This window comes from Rhizobacter sp. SG703 (assembly GCF_012275445.1).
In the GTDB taxonomy this organism is placed as follows: domain Bacteria; phylum Pseudomonadota; class Gammaproteobacteria; order Burkholderiales; family Burkholderiaceae_C; genus Rhizobacter.
Genome location: NZ_JAAZQK010000010.1, coordinates 64,371 through 81,579 on the forward strand (window position 1 = coordinate 64,371; position 17,209 = coordinate 81,579).

At 69.2% G+C, this 17,209-nt stretch carries 17 protein-coding genes, 1 tRNA gene and 1 pseudogene; 8 read left to right on the plus strand and 11 right to left on the minus strand.

Annotated elements, in window-relative coordinates:
• Nucleotides 1-51: 51 nt before the first annotated feature.
• Complete coding sequence (locus FHT26_RS21110) at nt 52-1,098, minus strand: septal ring lytic transglycosylase RlpA family protein (RefSeq protein WP_168562074.1); 1,047 nt, start codon at nt 1,096-1,098, stop codon at nt 52-54.
• 50 nt (nt 1,099-1,148) lie between these two features.
• Between FHT26_RS21110 and FHT26_RS21115 the strand changes: the two genes are divergently transcribed.
• Nucleotides 1,149-2,015 (plus strand): class II glutamine amidotransferase, encoded by an 867-nt coding sequence (locus FHT26_RS21115; protein ID WP_168562075.1) that lies wholly within the window; start codon nt 1,149-1,151, stop codon nt 2,013-2,015.
• The gene (locus FHT26_RS21120) at nt 1,993-2,964 is read left to right on the plus strand and encodes a LysR family transcriptional regulator (protein WP_168562076.1); all 972 of its coding nucleotides are present in this window, start codon (nt 1,993-1,995) and stop codon (nt 2,962-2,964) included. Before FHT26_RS21115 ends, FHT26_RS21120 begins: the two co-directional genes overlap by 23 nt.
• A 4-nt stretch (nt 2,965-2,968) precedes the next feature.
• Here FHT26_RS21120 and FHT26_RS21125 read toward each other — a convergent pair whose 3' ends face one another.
• A complete protein-coding gene (locus FHT26_RS21125) occupies nt 2,969-3,631 on the minus strand; it encodes a DUF2799 domain-containing protein (RefSeq protein ID WP_168562077.1) in 663 nt (220 codons plus the stop codon).
• A gap of 211 nt (nt 3,632-3,842) precedes the next feature.
• On the opposite strand from FHT26_RS21125, the gene FHT26_RS21130 reads away from it, so the two are divergent.
• Nucleotides 3,843-4,790 (plus strand): DedA family protein/thiosulfate sulfurtransferase GlpE, encoded by a 948-nt coding sequence (locus FHT26_RS21130; RefSeq protein ID WP_168562267.1) that lies wholly within the window; start codon nt 3,843-3,845, stop codon nt 4,788-4,790.
• A 55-nt stretch (nt 4,791-4,845) separates the two neighbouring features.
• On the opposite strand, the gene FHT26_RS21135 is transcribed toward FHT26_RS21130, so the two are convergent.
• Nucleotides 4,846-5,640: an SDR family NAD(P)-dependent oxidoreductase gene (locus FHT26_RS21135; RefSeq protein ID WP_168562078.1), complete on the minus strand. Its 795-nt coding sequence runs from the start codon at nt 5,638-5,640 to the stop codon at nt 4,846-4,848.
• Nucleotides 5,641-5,809: 169 nt separating this feature from the next.
• On the opposite strand from FHT26_RS21135, the gene FHT26_RS21140 reads away from it, so the two are divergent.
• A complete protein-coding gene (locus FHT26_RS21140; protein WP_246868030.1) occupies nt 5,810-6,808 on the plus strand; it encodes a LysR family transcriptional regulator in 999 nt (332 codons plus the stop codon).
• A 387-nt stretch (nt 6,809-7,195) separates the two neighbouring features.
• On the opposite strand, the gene FHT26_RS21145 is transcribed toward FHT26_RS21140, so the two are convergent.
• Nucleotides 7,196-8,491, minus strand: coding sequence for an ABC transporter substrate-binding protein (locus FHT26_RS21145; protein ID WP_168562079.1), 1,296 nt, complete (start codon nt 8,489-8,491; stop codon nt 7,196-7,198).
• Between the two features lie 39 nt (nt 8,492-8,530).
• On the opposite strand from FHT26_RS21145, the pseudogene FHT26_RS21150 reads away from it, so the two are divergent.
• A pseudogene (locus FHT26_RS21150) lies at nt 8,531-8,788 on the plus strand (citrate-proton symporter); the annotation flags it as partial.
• A 623-nt stretch (nt 8,789-9,411) separates the two neighbouring features.
• On the opposite strand, the gene FHT26_RS21155 reads toward FHT26_RS21150, so the two are convergent.
• A tRNA-Arg gene (locus FHT26_RS21155) sits at nt 9,412-9,487 on the minus strand.
• A gap of 127 nt (nt 9,488-9,614) precedes the next feature.
• Here FHT26_RS21155 and FHT26_RS21160 point away from each other — a divergent pair.
• The gene (locus FHT26_RS21160) at nt 9,615-10,229 is read left to right on the plus strand and encodes a c-type cytochrome (protein WP_168562080.1); all 615 of its coding nucleotides are present in this window, start codon (nt 9,615-9,617) and stop codon (nt 10,227-10,229) included.
• A gap of 46 nt (nt 10,230-10,275) precedes the next feature.
• Here the strand turns inward: FHT26_RS21160 and FHT26_RS21165 are convergent, their stop codons facing one another.
• The 4 genes from FHT26_RS21165 to purU are packed head-to-tail and all read right to left on the minus strand — an operon-like array spanning nt 10,276 to nt 13,221.
• On the minus strand, nt 10,276-10,809 hold the full coding sequence (locus FHT26_RS21165) for a DUF2946 family protein (protein WP_168562081.1): 534 nt from the start codon (nt 10,807-10,809) through the stop codon (nt 10,276-10,278).
• A 19-nt stretch (nt 10,810-10,828) separates the two neighbouring features.
• Entirely contained in the window at nt 10,829-11,863 is a 1,035-nt protein-coding gene (locus tag FHT26_RS21170; protein WP_168562082.1) for a YheT family hydrolase, read from the minus strand.
• Between the two features lie 10 nt (nt 11,864-11,873).
• Nucleotides 11,874-12,323, minus strand: a complete 450-nt coding sequence (locus FHT26_RS21175) for a YybH family protein (RefSeq protein WP_168562083.1) — start codon at nt 12,321-12,323, stop codon at nt 11,874-11,876.
• 13 nt (nt 12,324-12,336) lie between these two features.
• The gene (purU, locus tag FHT26_RS21180) at nt 12,337-13,221 is read right to left on the minus strand and encodes a formyltetrahydrofolate deformylase (protein ID WP_168562084.1); all 885 of its coding nucleotides are present in this window, start codon (nt 13,219-13,221) and stop codon (nt 12,337-12,339) included.
• 106 nt (nt 13,222-13,327) lie between these two features.
• On the opposite strand from purU, the gene FHT26_RS21185 reads away from it, so the two are divergent.
• Nucleotides 13,328-13,957: a sigma-70 family RNA polymerase sigma factor gene (locus FHT26_RS21185; RefSeq protein ID WP_168562085.1), complete on the plus strand. Its 630-nt coding sequence runs from the start codon at nt 13,328-13,330 to the stop codon at nt 13,955-13,957.
• Complete coding sequence (locus FHT26_RS21190; protein ID WP_168562086.1) at nt 13,957-14,658, plus strand: anti-sigma factor; 702 nt, start codon at nt 13,957-13,959, stop codon at nt 14,656-14,658. Before FHT26_RS21185 ends, FHT26_RS21190 begins: the two co-directional genes overlap by 1 nt.
• Nucleotides 14,659-14,676: 18 nt before the next feature.
• Here the strand turns inward: FHT26_RS21190 and FHT26_RS21195 are convergent, their stop codons facing one another.
• Both FHT26_RS21195 and waaF read right to left on the minus strand, forming a co-directional pair.
• Nucleotides 14,677-16,206 carry a sensor histidine kinase gene (locus FHT26_RS21195; RefSeq protein ID WP_168562087.1) on the minus strand — a complete coding sequence of 510 codons (1,530 nt, stop codon included), beginning with the start codon at nt 16,204-16,206 and terminating at the stop codon, nt 14,677-14,679.
• The gene (gene waaF, locus FHT26_RS21200; protein WP_168562088.1) at nt 16,196-17,209 is read right to left on the minus strand and encodes a lipopolysaccharide heptosyltransferase II; all 1,014 of its coding nucleotides are present in this window, start codon (nt 17,207-17,209) and stop codon (nt 16,196-16,198) included. The genes FHT26_RS21195 and waaF overlap by 11 nt, the downstream gene beginning before the upstream one ends.

Sequence of the window (17,209 nt, forward strand, 5' to 3'; positions counted from 1 at the left end):
GTCCCCCTGGGGGATCGCCCGGTGTACCCACCGGGCGAGGGGTCGTCATCCTTAGCGCCGCTCGACGATCAGCGGCACCAGCTTCAGCGCATCGCGGATGCGGGCCGCCGCGTCCTGCGCCTCGCCGCGGCTCGGGTACGGCCCGGCCTGCAAGCGGAAGATCGACGGCTCGCCGAACACCGCGAGCAGCGGCGCCAGCCAGTCGAGCTCGCCGGACACCCGGCGCTGGAACTGCTCGGCGCCTTCGCGTTGCTTGAACGCACCGATCTGCACCCAGAAGCCCTGCGCCGCCGTCGTGAACGCACGGCTGGGCTTCGGGTCGATCGGCGCGTCGGGTGCCGAGGCGGCAGGCGATTCGGCAGCTGCCGATGCAACGCTTGCGACCGGCGTCGGCACCGGCAGCACCGCCGGTGCAGGCAGCAGCACCGGCAGCGGCGTGGACCCTTGCGCGGGCGGCAGCGTGGGCGCAGGCGCGGGTGCCGGCGCCGCCGCCACCTCGGTCGCCCCACCATCGCGCCGCCACGACCCGGTGCGGATCTGCTCGAACGTGATGCGCTCGACCTCGACCGGCGCGACGCCGTCGAGCACGCCCAGCTTCATCGCCGCGGTGTAGCTCAGGTCGATCACGCGGCCCGGGTGGAACGGGCCGCGGTCGTTGACGCGCACGATCACCTCGCGCCCGTTGGCCGGGTTGCGCACGCGGGCGTAGCTCGGGATCGGCATCGTCTTGTGCGCCGCCGTCATCGCGTACATGTTGTAGACCTCGCCGCTCGCGGTGCGCTTGCCCTGAAACTTGCGGCCGTACCACGACGCGAGGCCGCGTTCGGCCAGCGGACTGTCGTCGCGCTGCGGCGTGTAGTCCTTGCCGAGCACCTCGTAGGGCTTGTTCGGCCCGCCCGGGCGGATCGGTTCGACCTGCGGCTGCGCATCGGGCACGCGCGCGAGATCGGGCGGCGTCTTCGCCTCCGGTCCGTCGCGCGAAGGCGACCTCGACGGACCCGACGCGCACGCCGCCAGCAACGCCGCCACGCACAGCATCGAGAGGTGGTGCCTGTGCGACTGCAGCAGCTCGCGACCGATCGCATCGAACTTCGTCATTTCTCCTCAATTGGCCGACAGGATGCCGATTATTGAACACCAGACCTGCCATGTGCCAGCTTCTCGGAATGAGCTCCAGCGCGAACGCCGCGATCACGTTCTCGTTCACCGGCTTCGCGCAGCGCGGCGGCCGCACCGGCGACCACGCCGACGGCTGGGGCATCGCGTTCTACGAGCGCTCCGGCTGCCGTGTCTTCCTCGACGACCAGCCGGCCTGCGATTCGCCACTGGCCGGGTTCGTCGGCCGCTACCCGATCAAGTCGAAGATCGTGCTGGCCCACGTCCGCAAGGCCACGCAGGGCGAGCCGATGCTGTCGAACTGCCATCCGTTCCAGCGCGAGTGGTTCGGCCAGCCGTGGATCTTCGCGACCAACGGCGACCTGCGCGATTTCAATCCGCCGCTGCGCGGGCCCTACCGGCCGATGGGCAGCACCGACAGCGAGAAGGCCTTCTGCTGGCTGCTGCAGGAGTTGCGCCGCCGCTTCGACGGCCGGCACCAGCCGCCAGGCTGGCTCGAGATGGCGCCTTGCGTCGCCGAGCTCGCCGCGTCGATCGCGCGCCACGGCAACTTCAATTTCCTGCTGTCCAACGGCCACGGGCTGTACGCGCACTGCTCCAGCCGGCTGGTCGTGCTGGAGCGCCGCCACCCGTTCCCGACCGCGCGCCTGGTCGACTGCGACCTGTCGCTCGACCTCGGCGTGCTGAACCGCCGCGACGACCGCATGGTCGTCATCGCGACCGCGCCGCTGACGCTCGACGAACCCTGGTCGCCGCTGAAGACCGGCGAGTCGCGGCTGTTCGTCGACGGCGAAGCGGTCTGGCGCCACACGCATCCCGACACCCGGATGTTCCCGCCGCCGACGACGCATTGCGGCCGGGGACGCATCGCCGCCGATGGACCTCCGGTGGCTCGATGATTTCCTGACGGTGCTCGACTGCGGCAGTTTCACGCAGGCGGCGCAGCGCCGCGGCGTGTCGCAGTCGGGGCTGTCGCGGCGCATCCAGGCGCTCGAGCAGTGGGTCGGCGCGCCGCTGTTCGACCGCCTCGCGCAACCCTTGCTGCCGACCGCGGCGGGGCGCCGCTTCGCGCCGCTGGCGATCGGGCTGCGCTCGATGTTCGACGGCGCGCGGCGCCACGCGCCGTCCCGCGATCCGCGCAGCGTGGCGGTCGCCAGTTCCGACGGCTTCGAGGCCGGCCTGCTGCCGCTGCTGCTCGGGCGCATCCGGCGCCAGTTCCCCGACACCCCGTTGCGCGTCGCCAGCCACGACGAGCGCGGTGCGCGGGCCGCGCTGCTGTCCGGCCAGTCGCTGCTGTGGGTGGCGGCCCAGGACCCGCAGGCGCCGATCGACCTGGCGCCCGAGTTGTTCCACGTCAAGCGGGTCGCACGCGACCGGCTGATGACGGTGGTGGGCGCGCGCGGCGGCCGGCCCTTGTTCGAACTGCCGGGCACGCGGCAGCGGCCGGTTCCGGTCATCGACTATGCCGATGCGCATCCGCTCGCAACCTTCCTGAGCCGGCGCCTGGCGCGTGAGCGCACGCTGCCGCACCTGCGCGTGGCCTGCGTCGCCGAGAGCATGCACGCGCTGCGCGCGCTGGTGGCGCAGGGGCTCGGGCTCGGCATGCTCTACGAATCGATGGTGAGCGACGACCTGCGCGCCGGCGAGCTGCTGTGTGCGCAGCCGCGCTGGACCGCGGCGGTCGACGTGCTGATGGTGCGGCCACGATGCGCGATGCGCACCAGCCCGGCCACCGCCGTCGCGAACGCGATCTGGGAACAGGCCACCGAACTGCCCGAGGAGCCGCGCAATCCGCCGGTCACCTCGGCCGGGCGCGGCGCGCTGCTGGTCAGCGACGTCGTGGTCTGAGGCGTCAGAACGACAGCGCGGACAGCTCGGCCTGCCGGATCAGGCGGCGCGTCGCGGCCTCGTCGGCGTCGAGCTGGCGCAGCAGGCGGCGGGCAGTGTCGCGCTGGTCGGCGCTCGACTTGTCGTCGGCAAGGACCTTGCGCTGCTCGGTCGCGTCGCGCTGGATGCCGTCGAGGCGGCTGTTCAGCTCGCGCAGTTCAGTGCCCATGCGCAGGCCCGCCTGGAACGGGCCGGCCAGGTCGGCTGGGCAGGTGTTGCGGTAGGTGCCGCCGAGGCGCGCGAACTCGTAGCCGCTGCGCGCGGTGCAGAACCGGATCAGCCCCATCGCATAGCCGGTCTGGTAGGCGTTGCCGAGCGGCACCGGCGCGCACAGCGGCGCCGACACCTTGCCGAGCGTCGCATCGTTCTCGCCGAGCTCGCCGGTGCAGTAGGCGCGCTGCCCGTCGGCATGGCCGGCGGCATAGGCGGCGCGGTCGGCGCCGATGTCGTTCTTGCGGCAGGCGTCGGCACGCGCGGCGAAGCGCTCGATCGCGAGGCCTTGCGACGCATCGCGGCGGCCGAGCTCGGCCCAGTCGGCCTTCAGGCAATCGTCCTTGCTCATCACGGCGCAGCCGGCGAGCAGGGTGAAGAGGGTGGCGAGGGTCAGGATTCGAACGGGCGAGGTCATGGGCGGGTCGGCTGCTCATCGTCCGGGCGGGACGCCGGCAAGTGTCCTCAAGCTCGCGACCCGTTGTCAAATTCGAAGGCCTCGGAAGAACGCAGCAGCATCCGACGAAGCGGCCGACGCATTCGAAGGACGACCCAGACAGATTTCAAGCAGAGCCATCGGAATGCGGCTTGCTTGGGACAGCGATATCCTCTGCTCCTTTGCGCCCATGTTGAACACCATCCTTCGCTGGCTCACCGACTACGGGCTGGGCGTCGTCTTCTTCAACGTATGGGCAGAGCAGCTCGGCTTGCCCGTGCCTGCGTACCCCGTGTTGGTGGTGACCGGCGCGCTGAGCGTCGAAGGCCGCTACTCGGCCGTCGCCCTGCTGGGCGCTGCGGTATCGGCCTGCCTGCTGGCCGACCTGGTCTGGTACGCCGCGGGCCGCCGCTACGGCAGTCGCGTGCTGCGCACGGTGTGCCGCATCTCGATGTCGCCCGACTCCTGTGTGCGGCAAACCGAGTCGTTGTTCGAGCGTTGGGGCATCTGGTCGATGCTGGTGGCCAAGTTCATTCCCGGCTTCGCCACCATCGCCACCGTCCTGTGCGGGCGCATGCGGTTGCCGTTGGCAGCGTTCATCATGGTCGACCTGGTCGGTGCCACGCTCTATGCGGGCCTGGGCATCGCTCTTGGTGTGCTGTTCCACGAGGCCGTCGACGACGTCATCGCGGTGTTCGCGGACCTGGGCCGCATCGGCCTCGTGTTGCTGCTGCTGGCGCTGGCACTGTTCATCATCGTCAAGTGGGCGCAGCGGCACCGACTGATCCGGGCGCTGCGCACGGCGCGCATCACGGTGTCCGAGCTGGAACTGCTGATCCGCCAGGGCAGCGCGCCGGCGATCGTCGATGTGCGTTCGGCCGGCAGCCGCGAACGCGACGGCACCATTCCGGGTGCGCTGCCGTGGTCGGTGACCGCTGCACTGGACAGCGCACCCGACCTGCCGCGCGATGCCCAGGTGGTGGTCTATTGCGCTTGTCCGAACGAGGCCTCGGCTGCCAAGGTGGCGCAGCAACTGCAGCGCGCCGGTTTCACCAACGTTCGGCCGCTGCACGGCGGCATCGACGCCTGGATCGCCGCCGGCCTGCCGATCGAGCGGCCGCCGGCGGCAGCGGTTGCCTGACAGAGGCGTGTCCGTTCACGGCCATTGACCACGGCGCGCCGGCAGCTTCAGTCGCTCAAATGATCGAGCGAACGACGCCGCCATCGACTCTCAGCGAAGAGCCGGTCGTGCCGGAAGACTGTTGCGAACACAGGTACACGACCATGTTCGCCACTTCTTCGGTCGTCGCAAACCGGTTGATCAGCGTGGAGGGTCGCGTCGTGTCCAGGAAGTTCTGCTCGGCTTCGTCCTGGGTGATGCCCTGTTCCTTCGCCGACGCCTTCATCCAGTTGTCCATGATCTCGGAGCGCGTGGGCCCCGGCAGGACGGCGTTGACGGTGACGCCCGTTCCTTTGCCCAGTTCCGCCAACCCCCTTGATACGGCGAGCTGGGCCGTCTTCGTGACGCCGTAGTCAATCATTTCCTTGGGGACGGCAATGGCAGACTCGCTGCTGATGAACACCACGCGTCCCCAGCCCCGCGCCATCATGCCGGGCATGTAGTGACGAGAGGCGCGAACGCCGCTCATGACATTGAGTTGGTACAGGTCGAGCCAGTCGGCGTCGTTCTGTTCGAAGAAGCCCTTCGGATGCGCCGTGCCCGCGTTGTTGACGAGGATGTCGACGTCCTTGACCTCGGTCGCCAGGAAAGCGGAGCCTTCAGCCGTGGAGACATCGGCCACGACGCCGGTGAAATCTGCGTCCGGCAGCAGCGCACGCAGTTCCTTGAGCGCGGCATCCACACGCTCCTTGGTGCGTCCGTTGACGACCACGGACGCGCCGGCGCGGGCGAGGCCCTCGGCGATGGCTCGGCCGATTCCTGCGGTGGATCCGGTCACGAGGGCCTTGCGGCCGTTGAGTTCGATCTTCATGGGTTTTCTCCTGAGCACGCTCTGATGACAGGGCTTCAGTGTGCTGCCGCACGCCGCCCCCTGGAAGGGGGGCGGACCGCATATCACCTATGCTCCGATCACTCGGAGTAAACGGCTTCGGAGCTTCATGCTCGATCATCCATGCGAAAGAGGAATGACCAAAAGGCAGATGACTGAACAAGCGGCCGCTCCGGTCCTGTCCGAGCAGAGAGGCGATGGGGTTCGGCAAACGGGCAAGCTGCTGTGGATGGAGTGCTTTGTGCGCGCGGTGGAAACCGGCAGCTTCTCCGCGACGGCGCGCGAACTCGGCATCGGGCAGCCCAATGTCAGTCGGCATATCGATTCTCTGGAATCGCACCTTGCCGTGCGTCTCCTGCGCCGGACAACGCGCAAGCTGTCGCTGACGATCGAGGGGGAGCGTTACTACACCGAGGCCCGGCGTGCGCTCGACACGATAGCCGAGGCCGAATCGGTGGCCCGCGGCAAAGAAATGCCCCGGGGCCTGCTGCGCGTCAGTTGCTCGATGGCTGTCGGTCTGCTGCATGTGCAACCCTTGATAGCGCCCCTGCTCGCGCAGAACCCGCAGCTCGAAGTCGAATTGCATCTGTCCGACGAATACGTCGACCTCATCGCCGAGCGCTTCGACCTGGCAGTGCGCGTGGGACCCTTGAAAAGCAGCTTGCTGGTGGCACGACAGGTCGGCATTTCAGAGCGCGCCGTCTTCGCCAGCACCGACTACCTCGAACGCCATGGCGAGCCCGCGACGCCAAGCGACCTGATGCAGCACGAATGCATCCTGAACACCCGATTGCCTTCCGGAGGTCTCTGGCCCTTCGTTGGCGGCGACATCACGGTACGGGGTCGCTACCGCCTCAACAACCAGCAAGCGATCGTGAGCGCGGTACGTCAGGGTTTCGGGATCGGCCTCGCACCCGTCTGGGTCTTCGAGGAGGAGCTTCGCGCTGGGCGCGTCAAGGCGTTGCTGCCCGGACATCCACTCCCCGCCGCCGCGGTCCATCTGGTCTACCCGGAGCGCAGACTGCTCGCAAAGCGCACGCGGATATTCATCGAGATGATCGACGCGGCTTTCGCGGGCAACGCGAGCCTGCAGCCGGGATACCTCGATCGCCTCCGAAGAGCCTTGGCGAGCGGCAGCCACGATCGATGATGCGGCGTTGATGTCAAGCGCAACGCGGCATTCGCCCTGCGCATTGTTGGTGGACTGCTTGCCTTGCCGAGCCTGCGGGGCTTGGTCCTGGGGTCGCTGGCACTGCTGTCGGGATGGGGCTGGTATCGCTCGTCGGCTTTGCTTTCCTGAAGCAGTCCGAACGTTGGAGCGAAGAGAAGTCGCCGGGAGCAGAAGTCGCATCGCCACGAGACTTTGGACGTACCAGTGAGCGATAGCTGTGATGAACCATGAACGCGCCCTCCGCTCGCGACGCCCTGTTCTCTCAGTTGCACTCAACGGTACTCAAGGAACACGGTTTTCGCAAACGTGGCCACTGGAGCCCCCAGATGATCCGACCGGGCGAACGGCGCTTGCGACACAGCAAGACTAGTGGATGTAGGTGCCGCTCAGGCTGACCAGCGTCAGGTCCACGAAGCTGGAGCCGTTGTGGTTCTTGTTCGAGAAGTGCACCCGCATTCCTCCGAGATCCACGTCGTCCATCCTCTCCAACGCGGCAATGAGGCCTGCGCGTGTCGGGTCGGATCCGGCCGAGCGCAGCGCGTTGACCACCAACTTCGCGGCGATGAACCCTTCGAAGCTGGCGTACGACACCGGCACCTTGTTGCCGCCATCCTTGAGGACCTGCTGGTACTCGCGTGCCAGCGGGATGGTGTTGCTCCAGGGATAGGGCACGACCTGCGACATCACGACGCCACGGCCGAGGTCGCCCAGCGACTTGACGAATTCGTTGGAGTTCACGTTCGACAGCAGCAGGAACTGCGGTCGGCGCCCGGCGGCGTTCATCTGCTTGATGAAATCGGCGCAGGCGCTGGGCGTGCAGGCCATCACCACGGCATCCGGGGCCGACGCTGCGATGGCCTTGACCGCGGCCTCTATGTTCAGCGTCTTGCGGTCGTAGGTGGCTTGTGCAATGGCCGCGAGTCCTGCCTTCTTCAGCGCCTGCTCCATGCCCGACAAGGCGTCCTTGCCGAATGGGTCGTCCTGGTAGAACACCGCGATCCTGCGCACACCTTCGGTTGCGAGGTGGTCGATGAGCTTGGTCGCCTCCTGCTGGTAGCTGGCCCTCAGGTGGAAGACCATCGGGTTGTGCGGCGAGCGCACCGACTGCGCGCCGGAATAAGGCGCGATCATCGGCACGCCTTCCTTCGACAGGATCGGGATTGCCGCCTCCAGCGACGGCGTGCTGCGGTAGCCGAACAAGGCGAAGACACGGTCCTCGGCGATCAGCTTCTGGGTGTTCTGCACCACCCGCTTGATGTCGCGGCCGTCGTCGTAGGCCTTGAGTTCGATCAAGCGACCGAACAGGCCACCACGCTTGTTGACCGAATCGAAATACGCCGTTGCCCCTTGCAGGCCTTCGACGCCGACAGCCAGCCCGCTGAGTTCACCGGTCAGCCCGAGCACGATCGGCGGTTTGGAGCCGCTGTTGTCGGCCGCGGCGGCAGGCAGCGATGCGACGAGCGAGACCGTGAGTGAGGCGGCGAACGAAACAAGACAGTGGAAGAGATCCCGCAACACTGGCGATCGGAAAGTCATGGCGTGCTCGGTGTTGCAGGGCGGTTGAAGGGATGCAGCAATTGCCCGTCGAGTTTGACATCGGCTCGTGGCGGCTGCGCGGCCACGTCCCCAGGGTCTGCCCGAATTGCAGCGATCCTGACGCACAGCTACGACTCGACGGGAACCACTGCATGAGCCTCGAACATCCGGAGCTTTCCACCCGCCGACCTCCCGGTTCGCTCCCGCATCGCACAGCTGCGATCCGTGCTGCAAGTCACGAGCGGCAACCTGCTCGAGATGTTCGATTTTTTCCTTTTCGGCTTCCACGCCACAAACATCGCCACGACGTTCTTCCCGGCCCAGTCGGAATGCGCGTCGCTGATATTGACCTTCCAGACCTTCGGCGCCGGCTTCCTCATGCGACCGCTGGATGCGGCCGTCCTGGGGACGTACGTCGATCGGGAGCAGTTCGACGAGGAGGCCGCAGGTCGCCCCGGTGCAGGCAAACCGCTGACCGCAGAGTTGATGCCCAAGAGCTGCAGGTTGCGATGAAGCAAGCCCAGAGCAACGCATCTGCGTGTGCTGCGATCGTTGCAGCTCTTCATGTCGACGACGGCACCCTGCTTCGCTACGCCTCTGACGGCTACAGGATGTTGAAATCGCGGGCGACGTCCCTTCGAGTGGAACAGCGACTCCAAGCCCAGCCAAGCGGTCTTCAAGCGGCGGAAGACTCTATCTTCAGTCGTGGCGCGCAGGCAAGTTGCCGACCAACAGGATGACCAGCCAAGTTACCGGGCAGACAGTCGCCCCGTTACGCCTGAGGAACAGGCTGGATGACGCCGGTCTCGAGGAAAGCAAAGCCTCCCTACAGCTTGGCACAGCCTACCTTGGAGAGCTCGACAAAGCACAAAGCCAATGGCGGCCTCGTGTCTCAGGCCAGCTTCGGGACGGGTCGGCATATCGCCCCTGGGAACACAACAAGCGATAAGGCGTTTGTTGGTCGTTTTCGTCTTCAGTGGATATGTGGCAATCCGGCCAGCAATCGCCCGATTCCACAGGTGCTCTATCGGCGCCTAACGGTGAAATGGTGCGCCCGGCTGGGATCGAACCAGCAACCCCTGCCTTCGGAGGGCAGTACTCTATCCATTGAGCTACGGGCGCGAAGTGCGCGATTCTACAGTGGTCGCCGACTGCCCCGGGTGAGCCCTGTGGCGCGCGAGAAGGCGACCTCTATAATCCCGCGGTTTTGCCAGCACCGGCAGCCAACGGATACGCCTCGAGGAACTCCATGAGCGATGCCCACAGCACCCCCGAACACGACGCCCCGCACGAGGGCCCGATCAAGACGCCCAAGCAGTTGATCCTCGCGGTGTTCTTCGCGTTCGTGATCCCGATCCTTGCCATCATCCTGCTCGTCAGCTTCGTCGAGGCCGACCACCAGCCCGCCGCCGGCAGCGACGGCCTGAAGGCCGAGGCGGTGGCCAAGCGCATCCAGCCGATCGCCAGCTACGAGGTCAAGGACCTGTCCGACCCGGGCTCGCTGAAGAGCGGCGAACAGGTCTTCGCCGCCCAGTGCACCGCCTGCCACACCGCCGGCGTCGCCGGTGCCCCGAAGTTCGGCGACACCGCTGCCTGGGGCCCGCGCATCCCGCAGGGCTACGAGGTCCTGCTGACGCACGCACTGAAGGGCAAGGGCGCGATGGGCCCGCAAGGCGGTGGCGATTTCAGCGACGTCGAGATCGGCCGCGCAGTCGTCTACATGGCCAACAAGGGCGGCGCCAAGTTCGCGGAACCCGCCGCTACGCCGGCCTCGGGTGCCGCGTCCGCCGCCACGGCCGAAGCCGCGCCGGCAGCCTCTGCGGCAGCACCCGCCGCGTCGGCCGCCGCCTCCGCCCCGAAGTAAGCCCGGCGCCCGCCCACGCATCGAAGCCGGCCTCGCGCCGGCTTCGTCATTTCAGGGCCTGCGGGCTCAGGCAGACACCGAAGCGCTGCAGCAGCGCCGCCTGGTCGATCGCCTGCGGCACCCACCAGCCGCGCTCGACGGCATCGGCGGCCGCTTCCATGTCGAGCGTGTGCACGATGCCCAGCCCGAGGTCGGTGCCGAGGTACAGCCGGCCCGCTTCGTCGAGCCAGGCCGTGTCCATGCGCGCCGCGCGGCCGGTGTGCGATTCGAGCAGCGGCGCCGCGTCGGCCCGCGCCGCCAGCCGCCACACCCACGGCGCCGCCTCCAGTTCGACGAACACCTGCTGCGGTCCGTTCTGGAAGAACCAGCGGCCTTGCGCGTCGCCCTCGTAGTTGCGGCCAATGAATTCGCGCAGCTTGTCGTGGCGGATCGCGCTGCCCTTGACCTGCGGGAACGCGCCCGCCGCCTGAACGCGGTCGTCGCGCATGTACCACTCGCCGCGGGCATCGAGCGCGAGCCAGCCGACGCAGGCCGGCACGTTGGGCCACTTCTTCAGCGCGGCCTTGACCATCTCGTCCATCGGACCTCCTTCAGCGGCCTCAGGCGGGCCGAGCGCCGGGCCGCCCCACGCCATCGACCGGGAGGCGGTCCACCATCCAGCCCATCACCTGCTCCGGCAGCGTCATCACATGCCCCGGCCACGCGCCGGCGGGGAAGCCGACGTGCCCGCCATGGTGCGGCTGCCACAACGTGACGAACGGGCCGACCTCGGCCTGCCGGGGCAAGCTGTGCGCCGGCACGAACGGGTCGTTGCGCGCATTCAGCACCAGTGCCGGCACGCGGATGCGGTGCAGGTGGGGCTTGGCCGAGCCGCGATGCCAGTAATCGTCGGTGTCGCGAAAGCCGTGCAGCGGCGCGGTGAACACGTTGTCGAACGCATACAGGTCGCGCACCGCACGCAGCCGCTCGCGGTCGAACAGGCCCGGGTGCTGCTCCCATTTGCGCAGCGCCTTCGGGATCATCGTGCGCAGGAACATGCGGGTGTAGACATGCCGGTTGAAGCCGCGCCCGATCGCCTGCCCGCCGGCCGCCAGGTCGATCGGCGACGAGATCGCGCAGACCGCGCGCACCACGGCCGACGCCGTCTCGCCGGCCTCCTCGGCCCAGCGCAGCAGCGCGTTGCCGCCCAGCGACACGCCGACCGCGACGATCGGCCCGGCGTGCCGGGTCCGCAGCGCCTGCAGCACCCAGCCGATCTCCTCGAAATCGCCGGAGTGGTAAGCGCGCGGCGCCAGGTTGATCTCGCCGGAGCAGCCGCGGAAATGCGGCACCACGTAGCGCCAGCCGCGCTCGCGCGCCCAGTGCGCGAAGGACTGTGCGTAGTGGCTCGCCGACGAACCTTCGAGCCCGTGGAACAGCACCAGCATCGGCACATCGGCGGCAGCATCGGCTCCTTCGGGGCCGACCTGGAAATCGACGTCGATGAAATCGCCGTCCGGCGTGTTCCAGCGTTCGCGGCGGTACACCGGAGCCGGCCCGTGGTAGCGCTTCGAGTACAACGCCGGCCAGATCGTCTGCAGATTGCCGCCGACGGCACCGCGGCCGCCGAGCCAGCGCGGGGAAGAGAAATCCATCGGCGTCACCTCAGTGCAGCACCGCCGGCGTCTCGCCGAGCTCCTGCACCTCGCCGATCGACCCCGGGCTCGCATGGTGCGCGACCATGCGCCAGCCGAGCGCCGTCTTCACGTAGACGTTGGTCGCGACGACCCAGGCCGCCTGCGGACCTTCGTTGGTCATCACCTGCACCCGTTCGAGCACGCTGTGCACCGCGGTCGATTCGCTCTCGAGCCGCCGCACCTTCTCGGGGTGCGCATCGATGCTGCCGTTCGAGAACATCGATTCGAAGGCCGCGCGGATCGCGGCCGGCCCGACCACCCGCGGCCCGCCCGGGTGCACGCAGGTGATGTCGTCGTCGTCGGACCAGACCGCCATCAGCTTCTCGATGTCGCCGCGCTGCAGCGCCTCGTAGAACTGCTGTTCGGTGTCGTCGGCCGAAGACAGCAGCGTGGCGGCGGGCGGTTTGGGGCGGGCCATGTCGACAAGGTCCTCAGCGGAAGACGACGGTCTTCTGACCGTTCAGCAGCACACGGTGCTCGACGTGCCAGCGCACCGCGCGCGCCAGCACCATGCACTCGACGTCGCGGCCGACCGCGGTGAAGTCCTGCGCGCTCAGCGAATGGTCGACGCGGGCCACGTCCTGCTCGATGATCGGCCCTTCGTCGAGGTCGGCGGTCACGTAGTGCGCGGTCGCGCCGATCAGCTTGACGCCGCGGTCGTGCGCCTGGAAGTACGGCTTCGCGCCCTTGAAGCTCGGCAGGAAGCTGTGGTGGATGTTGATCGCCCGGCCCTTCATGAAGCCGCAGAAGTCGGCGCTCAGGATCTGCATGTAGCGCGCGAGCACCGTCAGGTCGACGCGCTCGCGCTCGATCAGCGCCTCGACCTGGCGCTCCTGCGCGCGCTTGGCCTCGGCACTGCTGCCGGCCGGCAGCGGCAGGTGGTGGAACGGGATCGCGTAGCGCTCGGCGAGCCCGGCGAAATCGGGGTGGTTCGACACGATGGCCGCGATGTCGACGTTCAGCTGTTGCGAATGCCAGCGGTACAGCAGGTCGTTCAGGCAGTGGCCGTGCTGGCTGACCATCAGCAGCAGGCGCGGGCGCCGCGACAGGTCGTGGAAGGTGGCATCCATGCCGTACTGCTCGCGCACGCTGGTGAACAACCGGTCGAGCGTCGCGCCGTCGGCCAGGTGGGCCGGCGCCTCGAAGTGCACGCGCATGAAGAACAAGCCGGTCGCCGACGCCTCGCCGATGTCGCCGAACTGCTGCGAGTCCAGGATGTTGCACCCGGCCTGGTACAGCAGGCCCGACACGGTGTAGACGATGCCCTTGGTGTCACGGCACGACAGGGTGAGGACGAATTCACGGGCAGGCTGCATGGGCGCAGATTGTACGGACGGGGTGGACCGGCGCGCAGCGGCGCCGGGGCGCCGCATAGAATCGCCGCCACGTGAACCTCGTCACGCCCTGTCGTGACCCCGCACCATGGCCGTTGCACCCGCCGACTGGAGTGATCGCAGCAAGGAGCTGTCGGCGCTGCTGGCCCGCAGCGGGCTCGGCGACCGCCAGGCCTTCGCCGCGCTGTACGAGCGCACCAGCGCGCATCTGTTCGCCGTCGTGCTGCGTATCAACAGGGACCGGGCACAGGCGGAAGACGTGCTGCAGGAGGTGTATGTCAATGTCTGGCGTGCCGCGCAGAGCTTCGATGCCGCGCAGAGCCAGCCGCTGACCTGGCTGACCAGCGTGGCCCGCAACCGCGCGATCGACAGCCTGCGCCGCAAGCAGACCGAACCGCAGACGCAGCCCGCGCCCTTCACGGATGACGAGGACAAGGACGTGTACGACGATGTGGCCGATGACGCGCCGACCCCGCTCGAGATGCTGAGCCGGGCTTCGGATGCGCGCGCGCTCGCGCAGTGCATGGAGGGCCTGAGCGCGTCGCAGCGGCAGAGCGTGGCACTCGCGTTCTACGACGGCCTGAGCCATGCCGAGGTGGCCGACCGGATGCGCGAGCCGCTCGGCACCGTGAAGTCATGGGTGCGGCGCGCGCTGCTGTCGCTGAAGGCCTGCCTCGACAACGCCGTGCTGCGCGATGGCCGTGCGCGGGGCGCCTGATGGACTACAGCCGGCCCGAGCTGGCCGATCGCCTGGGCGCCGAATACGTCGCCGGCACGCTGCGCGGCCCGGCGCGGCGGCGCTTCGAATCGCTGCTGCCCGGCCACCCGGCGCTGCGCGGCGCGGTGCAGCGCTGGCAAGAGCGGCTGATGCCGCTGACCGTCACGCTGGCGCCGGTGACGCCGCCGGCCCGCGTGTGGCGGCGCATCGAGGCGCGCCTCGGGCTGCGGCCCGCTGAAGCGCCGTCGCAGGCCTGGTGGGCTCGGCTCGCGTTCTGGCGCGTGCTGAGCGGCATCGCCACCGCGGCGACGCTGGCGCTGGCCTTCATCGTCGCGAGCCCGCCGCCGGCGCAGGCGCCGATCGTCGTCGTGCTGTCGGCGGCCGCACCGGCCGACCAGCCGAATGCGGTGACGCCGGCGAGCTTCGTCGCCAGCATCAGCGCCGACGGCCGCGCGATGGTGACGCGGCCGCTGTTGCCGGTCAGCGTGCAGGCCGACCGCTCGCTCGAGCTGTGGGCGCTGCCGCCGAGCGGCGCGCCGCGCTCGCTGGGCGTGATCTCGGCCAGCGGCTCGACGGTGGTGCGCCGCGGGCAGGTGCTGCAGGGCACCTCGGCGCTGGCCGTCACGCTGGAGCCGCCGGGCGGATCGCCGTCGGGCGCGCCGACCGGCCCGGTGCTGTACGTCGGCAAGCTGAGCTCGTAGCCCGCAATAGCTGGCCGGCTAGCCGCTGGGCAACACCACGCTGAAGGTCGAGCCGAGGCCCGACGCGCTCTCGACCTCGATGCGCCCACCCATCAGCACGACCAGCGCGCGCGTGATCGCGAGGCCGATGCCGGTGCCCTGGATGCCGCTGCGCTGCTGCGCGAGCCGGTTGAACGGCTCGAACAGCTGCGGCAGGTCCTTCGGCGCGATGCCGACGCCGTCGTCGATCACCTGCAGCAGCACCTCGCCGTCGAGCGGTTCGGCACGCACCCGCACCGAACCGCCGGCGCGGTTGTACTTGACCGCATTGCTCAGCAGGTTCAGCACCACCTGGCGCAGCCGAGTCGGGTCGGCACGCACCTGCAGCGCCTGCGCGCCTTCGATCGGCTGCAGCGCGACGCCCGCCTCGCCGGCCTGCGGCGCCAGCATGTCCAGGCATTCGCCGAGCAGCGGGCCGAGCGCGATGTTCTGCGATTCGATCGACAGCTGCCCGGCCTCGATGCGGGTGTGGTCGAGCAGGTCGCCGATCATGCGCAGCAGGTGCTCGCCCGATTCGCGGATCAGCCCGACGCGCCGGCGCTGCGCCGCGCTGAGCGGCTCGTCGTCGAGTTCGAGCAGCTGCGCGAAGCCGAGCACCGCGTTCAGCGGCGTGCGCAGCTCGTGGCTCATGCGCGACAGGAACTCGGTCTTCGCGCGGTTCGCCGCGTCGGCCGTCACCGCGGCGGCGCGCGCCTTCTCGAGCTCGCGGTACTCGGTGACGTCCTCGAGGTAGCCGTGCCACAGGACCGAGCCGTCGTCGCCCCGCCGCGGCGACGACACCGCCTGCATCCAACGCAGCGTGCCGTCGGGGTGGTGGTAGCGGTACTCGGTGCGCTGCGCGGCCTTGCTGCGTGCCCAGTCGGACACCGCGGCCATCAGGTCCTCGCGGTCGCTGCGCGCGATGCGGCGGAACATCTCCATCGCATCGCCCATCAACTGCTGCGGCGTCAGCCCGAGCACCTCGACGCAGCGATCGCTGACGAACGGGATCTCGGCGCGCCCGTCGGGCCACAGCCGGTACTGGTAGAGCACGCCGGGCACGTGCCGCATGATCTGCTGCAGCCGTTCGTCGCGCTCGGCGGCCTCGCCCTGCGCCTGGCGGCGCAAGGTCACGTCGCTCAGCGTGCCGACCATGCGGCGCGGCCGCCCGTCCGGCCACCATTCGACGATGCGCCCGCGCTCGGCCAGCCAGCGCCAGCTGCCGTCCTTGTGGCGCGCGCGGTATTCGCTCTCGTAGGCCGAGATCTCGCCGCGCGCATGGCGCAGGTAGGCCGCATGGTTCAGCGGCCGGTCGTCGGGGTGGATCACGGTGTCCCAGCCGGCCTGGTTCGGCGGCAGCTCGCCGACCGCGTAGCCGAGCAGCGCGACGCTGCCGTCCATGCCGCTGAGCGCGTCGGCCTCCATGTCCCAGGCCCAGACCGAGGTGCCGGCACCGACCAGCGCCTCGCGCATCAACCGGTCCTGCTGCAGCTCGGTGGCCATCGCGGTGCCGTCGGTGTCAGGCGGCAAGCAAGCGGTCGGCGAGCGCGGCTTCGACCCGCTGCGGGCTGACGCCCGTCAGGCAGCGTGTGTGGCCGAAGCGGCAGACGCGGTCGAAGCAGGGCGCGCAATCGAGCTGCAGTTCTTCCTTCAGCCAGATCACCTGCGCGCGCGGGTTCAGCGGCGGCGTGTGTTCGGGACTGGTCGAGCCGAACACCGCGACCTGCGGAATGCCGAACGCCGCGGCCACGTGCATCAGGCCGGAGTCGTTGCTGACGACGCCGCGCGCGCCGGCGATCAGCACCATCGCGTCGATCAGCGTCGTCTTGCCGGCCAGCACGCGGCAGGCGCCGGGCGCGGCCGCGGCGATCTCGTCGCACAGCGCGACCTCCTTGCCGGAGCCGAGCAGCACGACCGGCAGGCCGTGCGCGGCGTGCAATGAACGCGCCAGCTCGGCGTAGTGCGAGGCCGGCCAGCATTTCGCGGGGCCGTATTCAGCGCCCGGCGCGAAGGCCCAGTAACCTTGCGGCGCCAGCCCGGCGGCGGCGGTCACGCGTTCGAGCGTCGCCGCATCGAACTGCAGCCGCGGCCGTTCGGTCTCTTGGGCGGCAACAGCGGGCCCGCCGGCCAGCGCGCTGTAGAACGCCACCATCGGCGGTCGCCCGCCCGGGTTCGGCAGCCGCTTGTTCAACAGCAGCGGGCGGCCTTCGCCCTGGTAGCCGATGCGCTGCGGGATGCCGGCGAAGAACGGGATCAGCGCCGACTTGATCGAGTTCGGCAGCACGTAGGCGGTGTCGAAGCGGCCGCGCAGCGTGGCCGCGACGCGGCGCCGCGCCGACCAGTCGAGCCGCCCGTGCGCGAACGGCAGCTCGATCACCTCGCGCACGCCGGCCATCGCCCGGTACACCGGCGCGACCCACGGCAGCGCGGCCGCCGTGACCTCGTCGCCGCGCGCGGCCAGCCGGCTGACCAGCGGCTGCGACATCACCGCGTCGCCGATCCACTGCGGGGCGATCAGCAAGGCGCGGTTCAT

Coding starts and splice junctions, on each gene's coding strand:
- FHT26_RS21175 (WP_168562083.1), bottom strand. CDS start 12,323: ATGGCCCGCCCCAAACCGCCCGCCGCCACGCTGCTGTCTTCGGCCGAC.
- FHT26_RS21135 (WP_168562078.1), bottom strand. CDS start 5,640: ATGAAGATCGAACTCAACGGCCGCAAGGCCCTCGTGACCGGATCCACC.
- FHT26_RS21120 (WP_168562076.1), top strand. CDS start 1,993: ATGGACCTCCGGTGGCTCGATGATTTCCTGACGGTGCTCGACTGCGGC.
- FHT26_RS21110 (WP_168562074.1), bottom strand. CDS start 1,098: ATGACGAAGTTCGATGCGATCGGTCGCGAGCTGCTGCAGTCGCACAGG.
- FHT26_RS21160 (WP_168562080.1), top strand. CDS start 9,615: ATGAGCGATGCCCACAGCACCCCCGAACACGACGCCCCGCACGAGGGC.
- FHT26_RS21125 (WP_168562077.1), bottom strand. CDS start 3,631: ATGACCTCGCCCGTTCGAATCCTGACCCTCGCCACCCTCTTCACCCTG.
- waaF (WP_168562088.1), bottom strand. CDS start 17,209: ATGAACCGCGCCTTGCTGATCGCCCCGCAGTGGATCGGCGACGCGGTG.
- FHT26_RS21170 (WP_168562082.1), bottom strand. CDS start 11,863: ATGGATTTCTCTTCCCCGCGCTGGCTCGGCGGCCGCGGTGCCGTCGGC.
- purU (WP_168562084.1), bottom strand. CDS start 13,221: ATGCAGCCTGCCCGTGAATTCGTCCTCACCCTGTCGTGCCGTGACACC.
- FHT26_RS21115 (WP_168562075.1), top strand. CDS start 1,149: ATGTGCCAGCTTCTCGGAATGAGCTCCAGCGCGAACGCCGCGATCACG.
- FHT26_RS21140 (WP_246868030.1), top strand. CDS start 5,810: ATGACTGAACAAGCGGCCGCTCCGGTCCTGTCCGAGCAGAGAGGCGAT.
- FHT26_RS21190 (WP_168562086.1), top strand. CDS start 13,957: ATGGACTACAGCCGGCCCGAGCTGGCCGATCGCCTGGGCGCCGAATAC.
- FHT26_RS21185 (WP_168562085.1), top strand. CDS start 13,328: ATGGCCGTTGCACCCGCCGACTGGAGTGATCGCAGCAAGGAGCTGTCG.
- FHT26_RS21165 (WP_168562081.1), bottom strand. CDS start 10,809: ATGGACGAGATGGTCAAGGCCGCGCTGAAGAAGTGGCCCAACGTGCCG.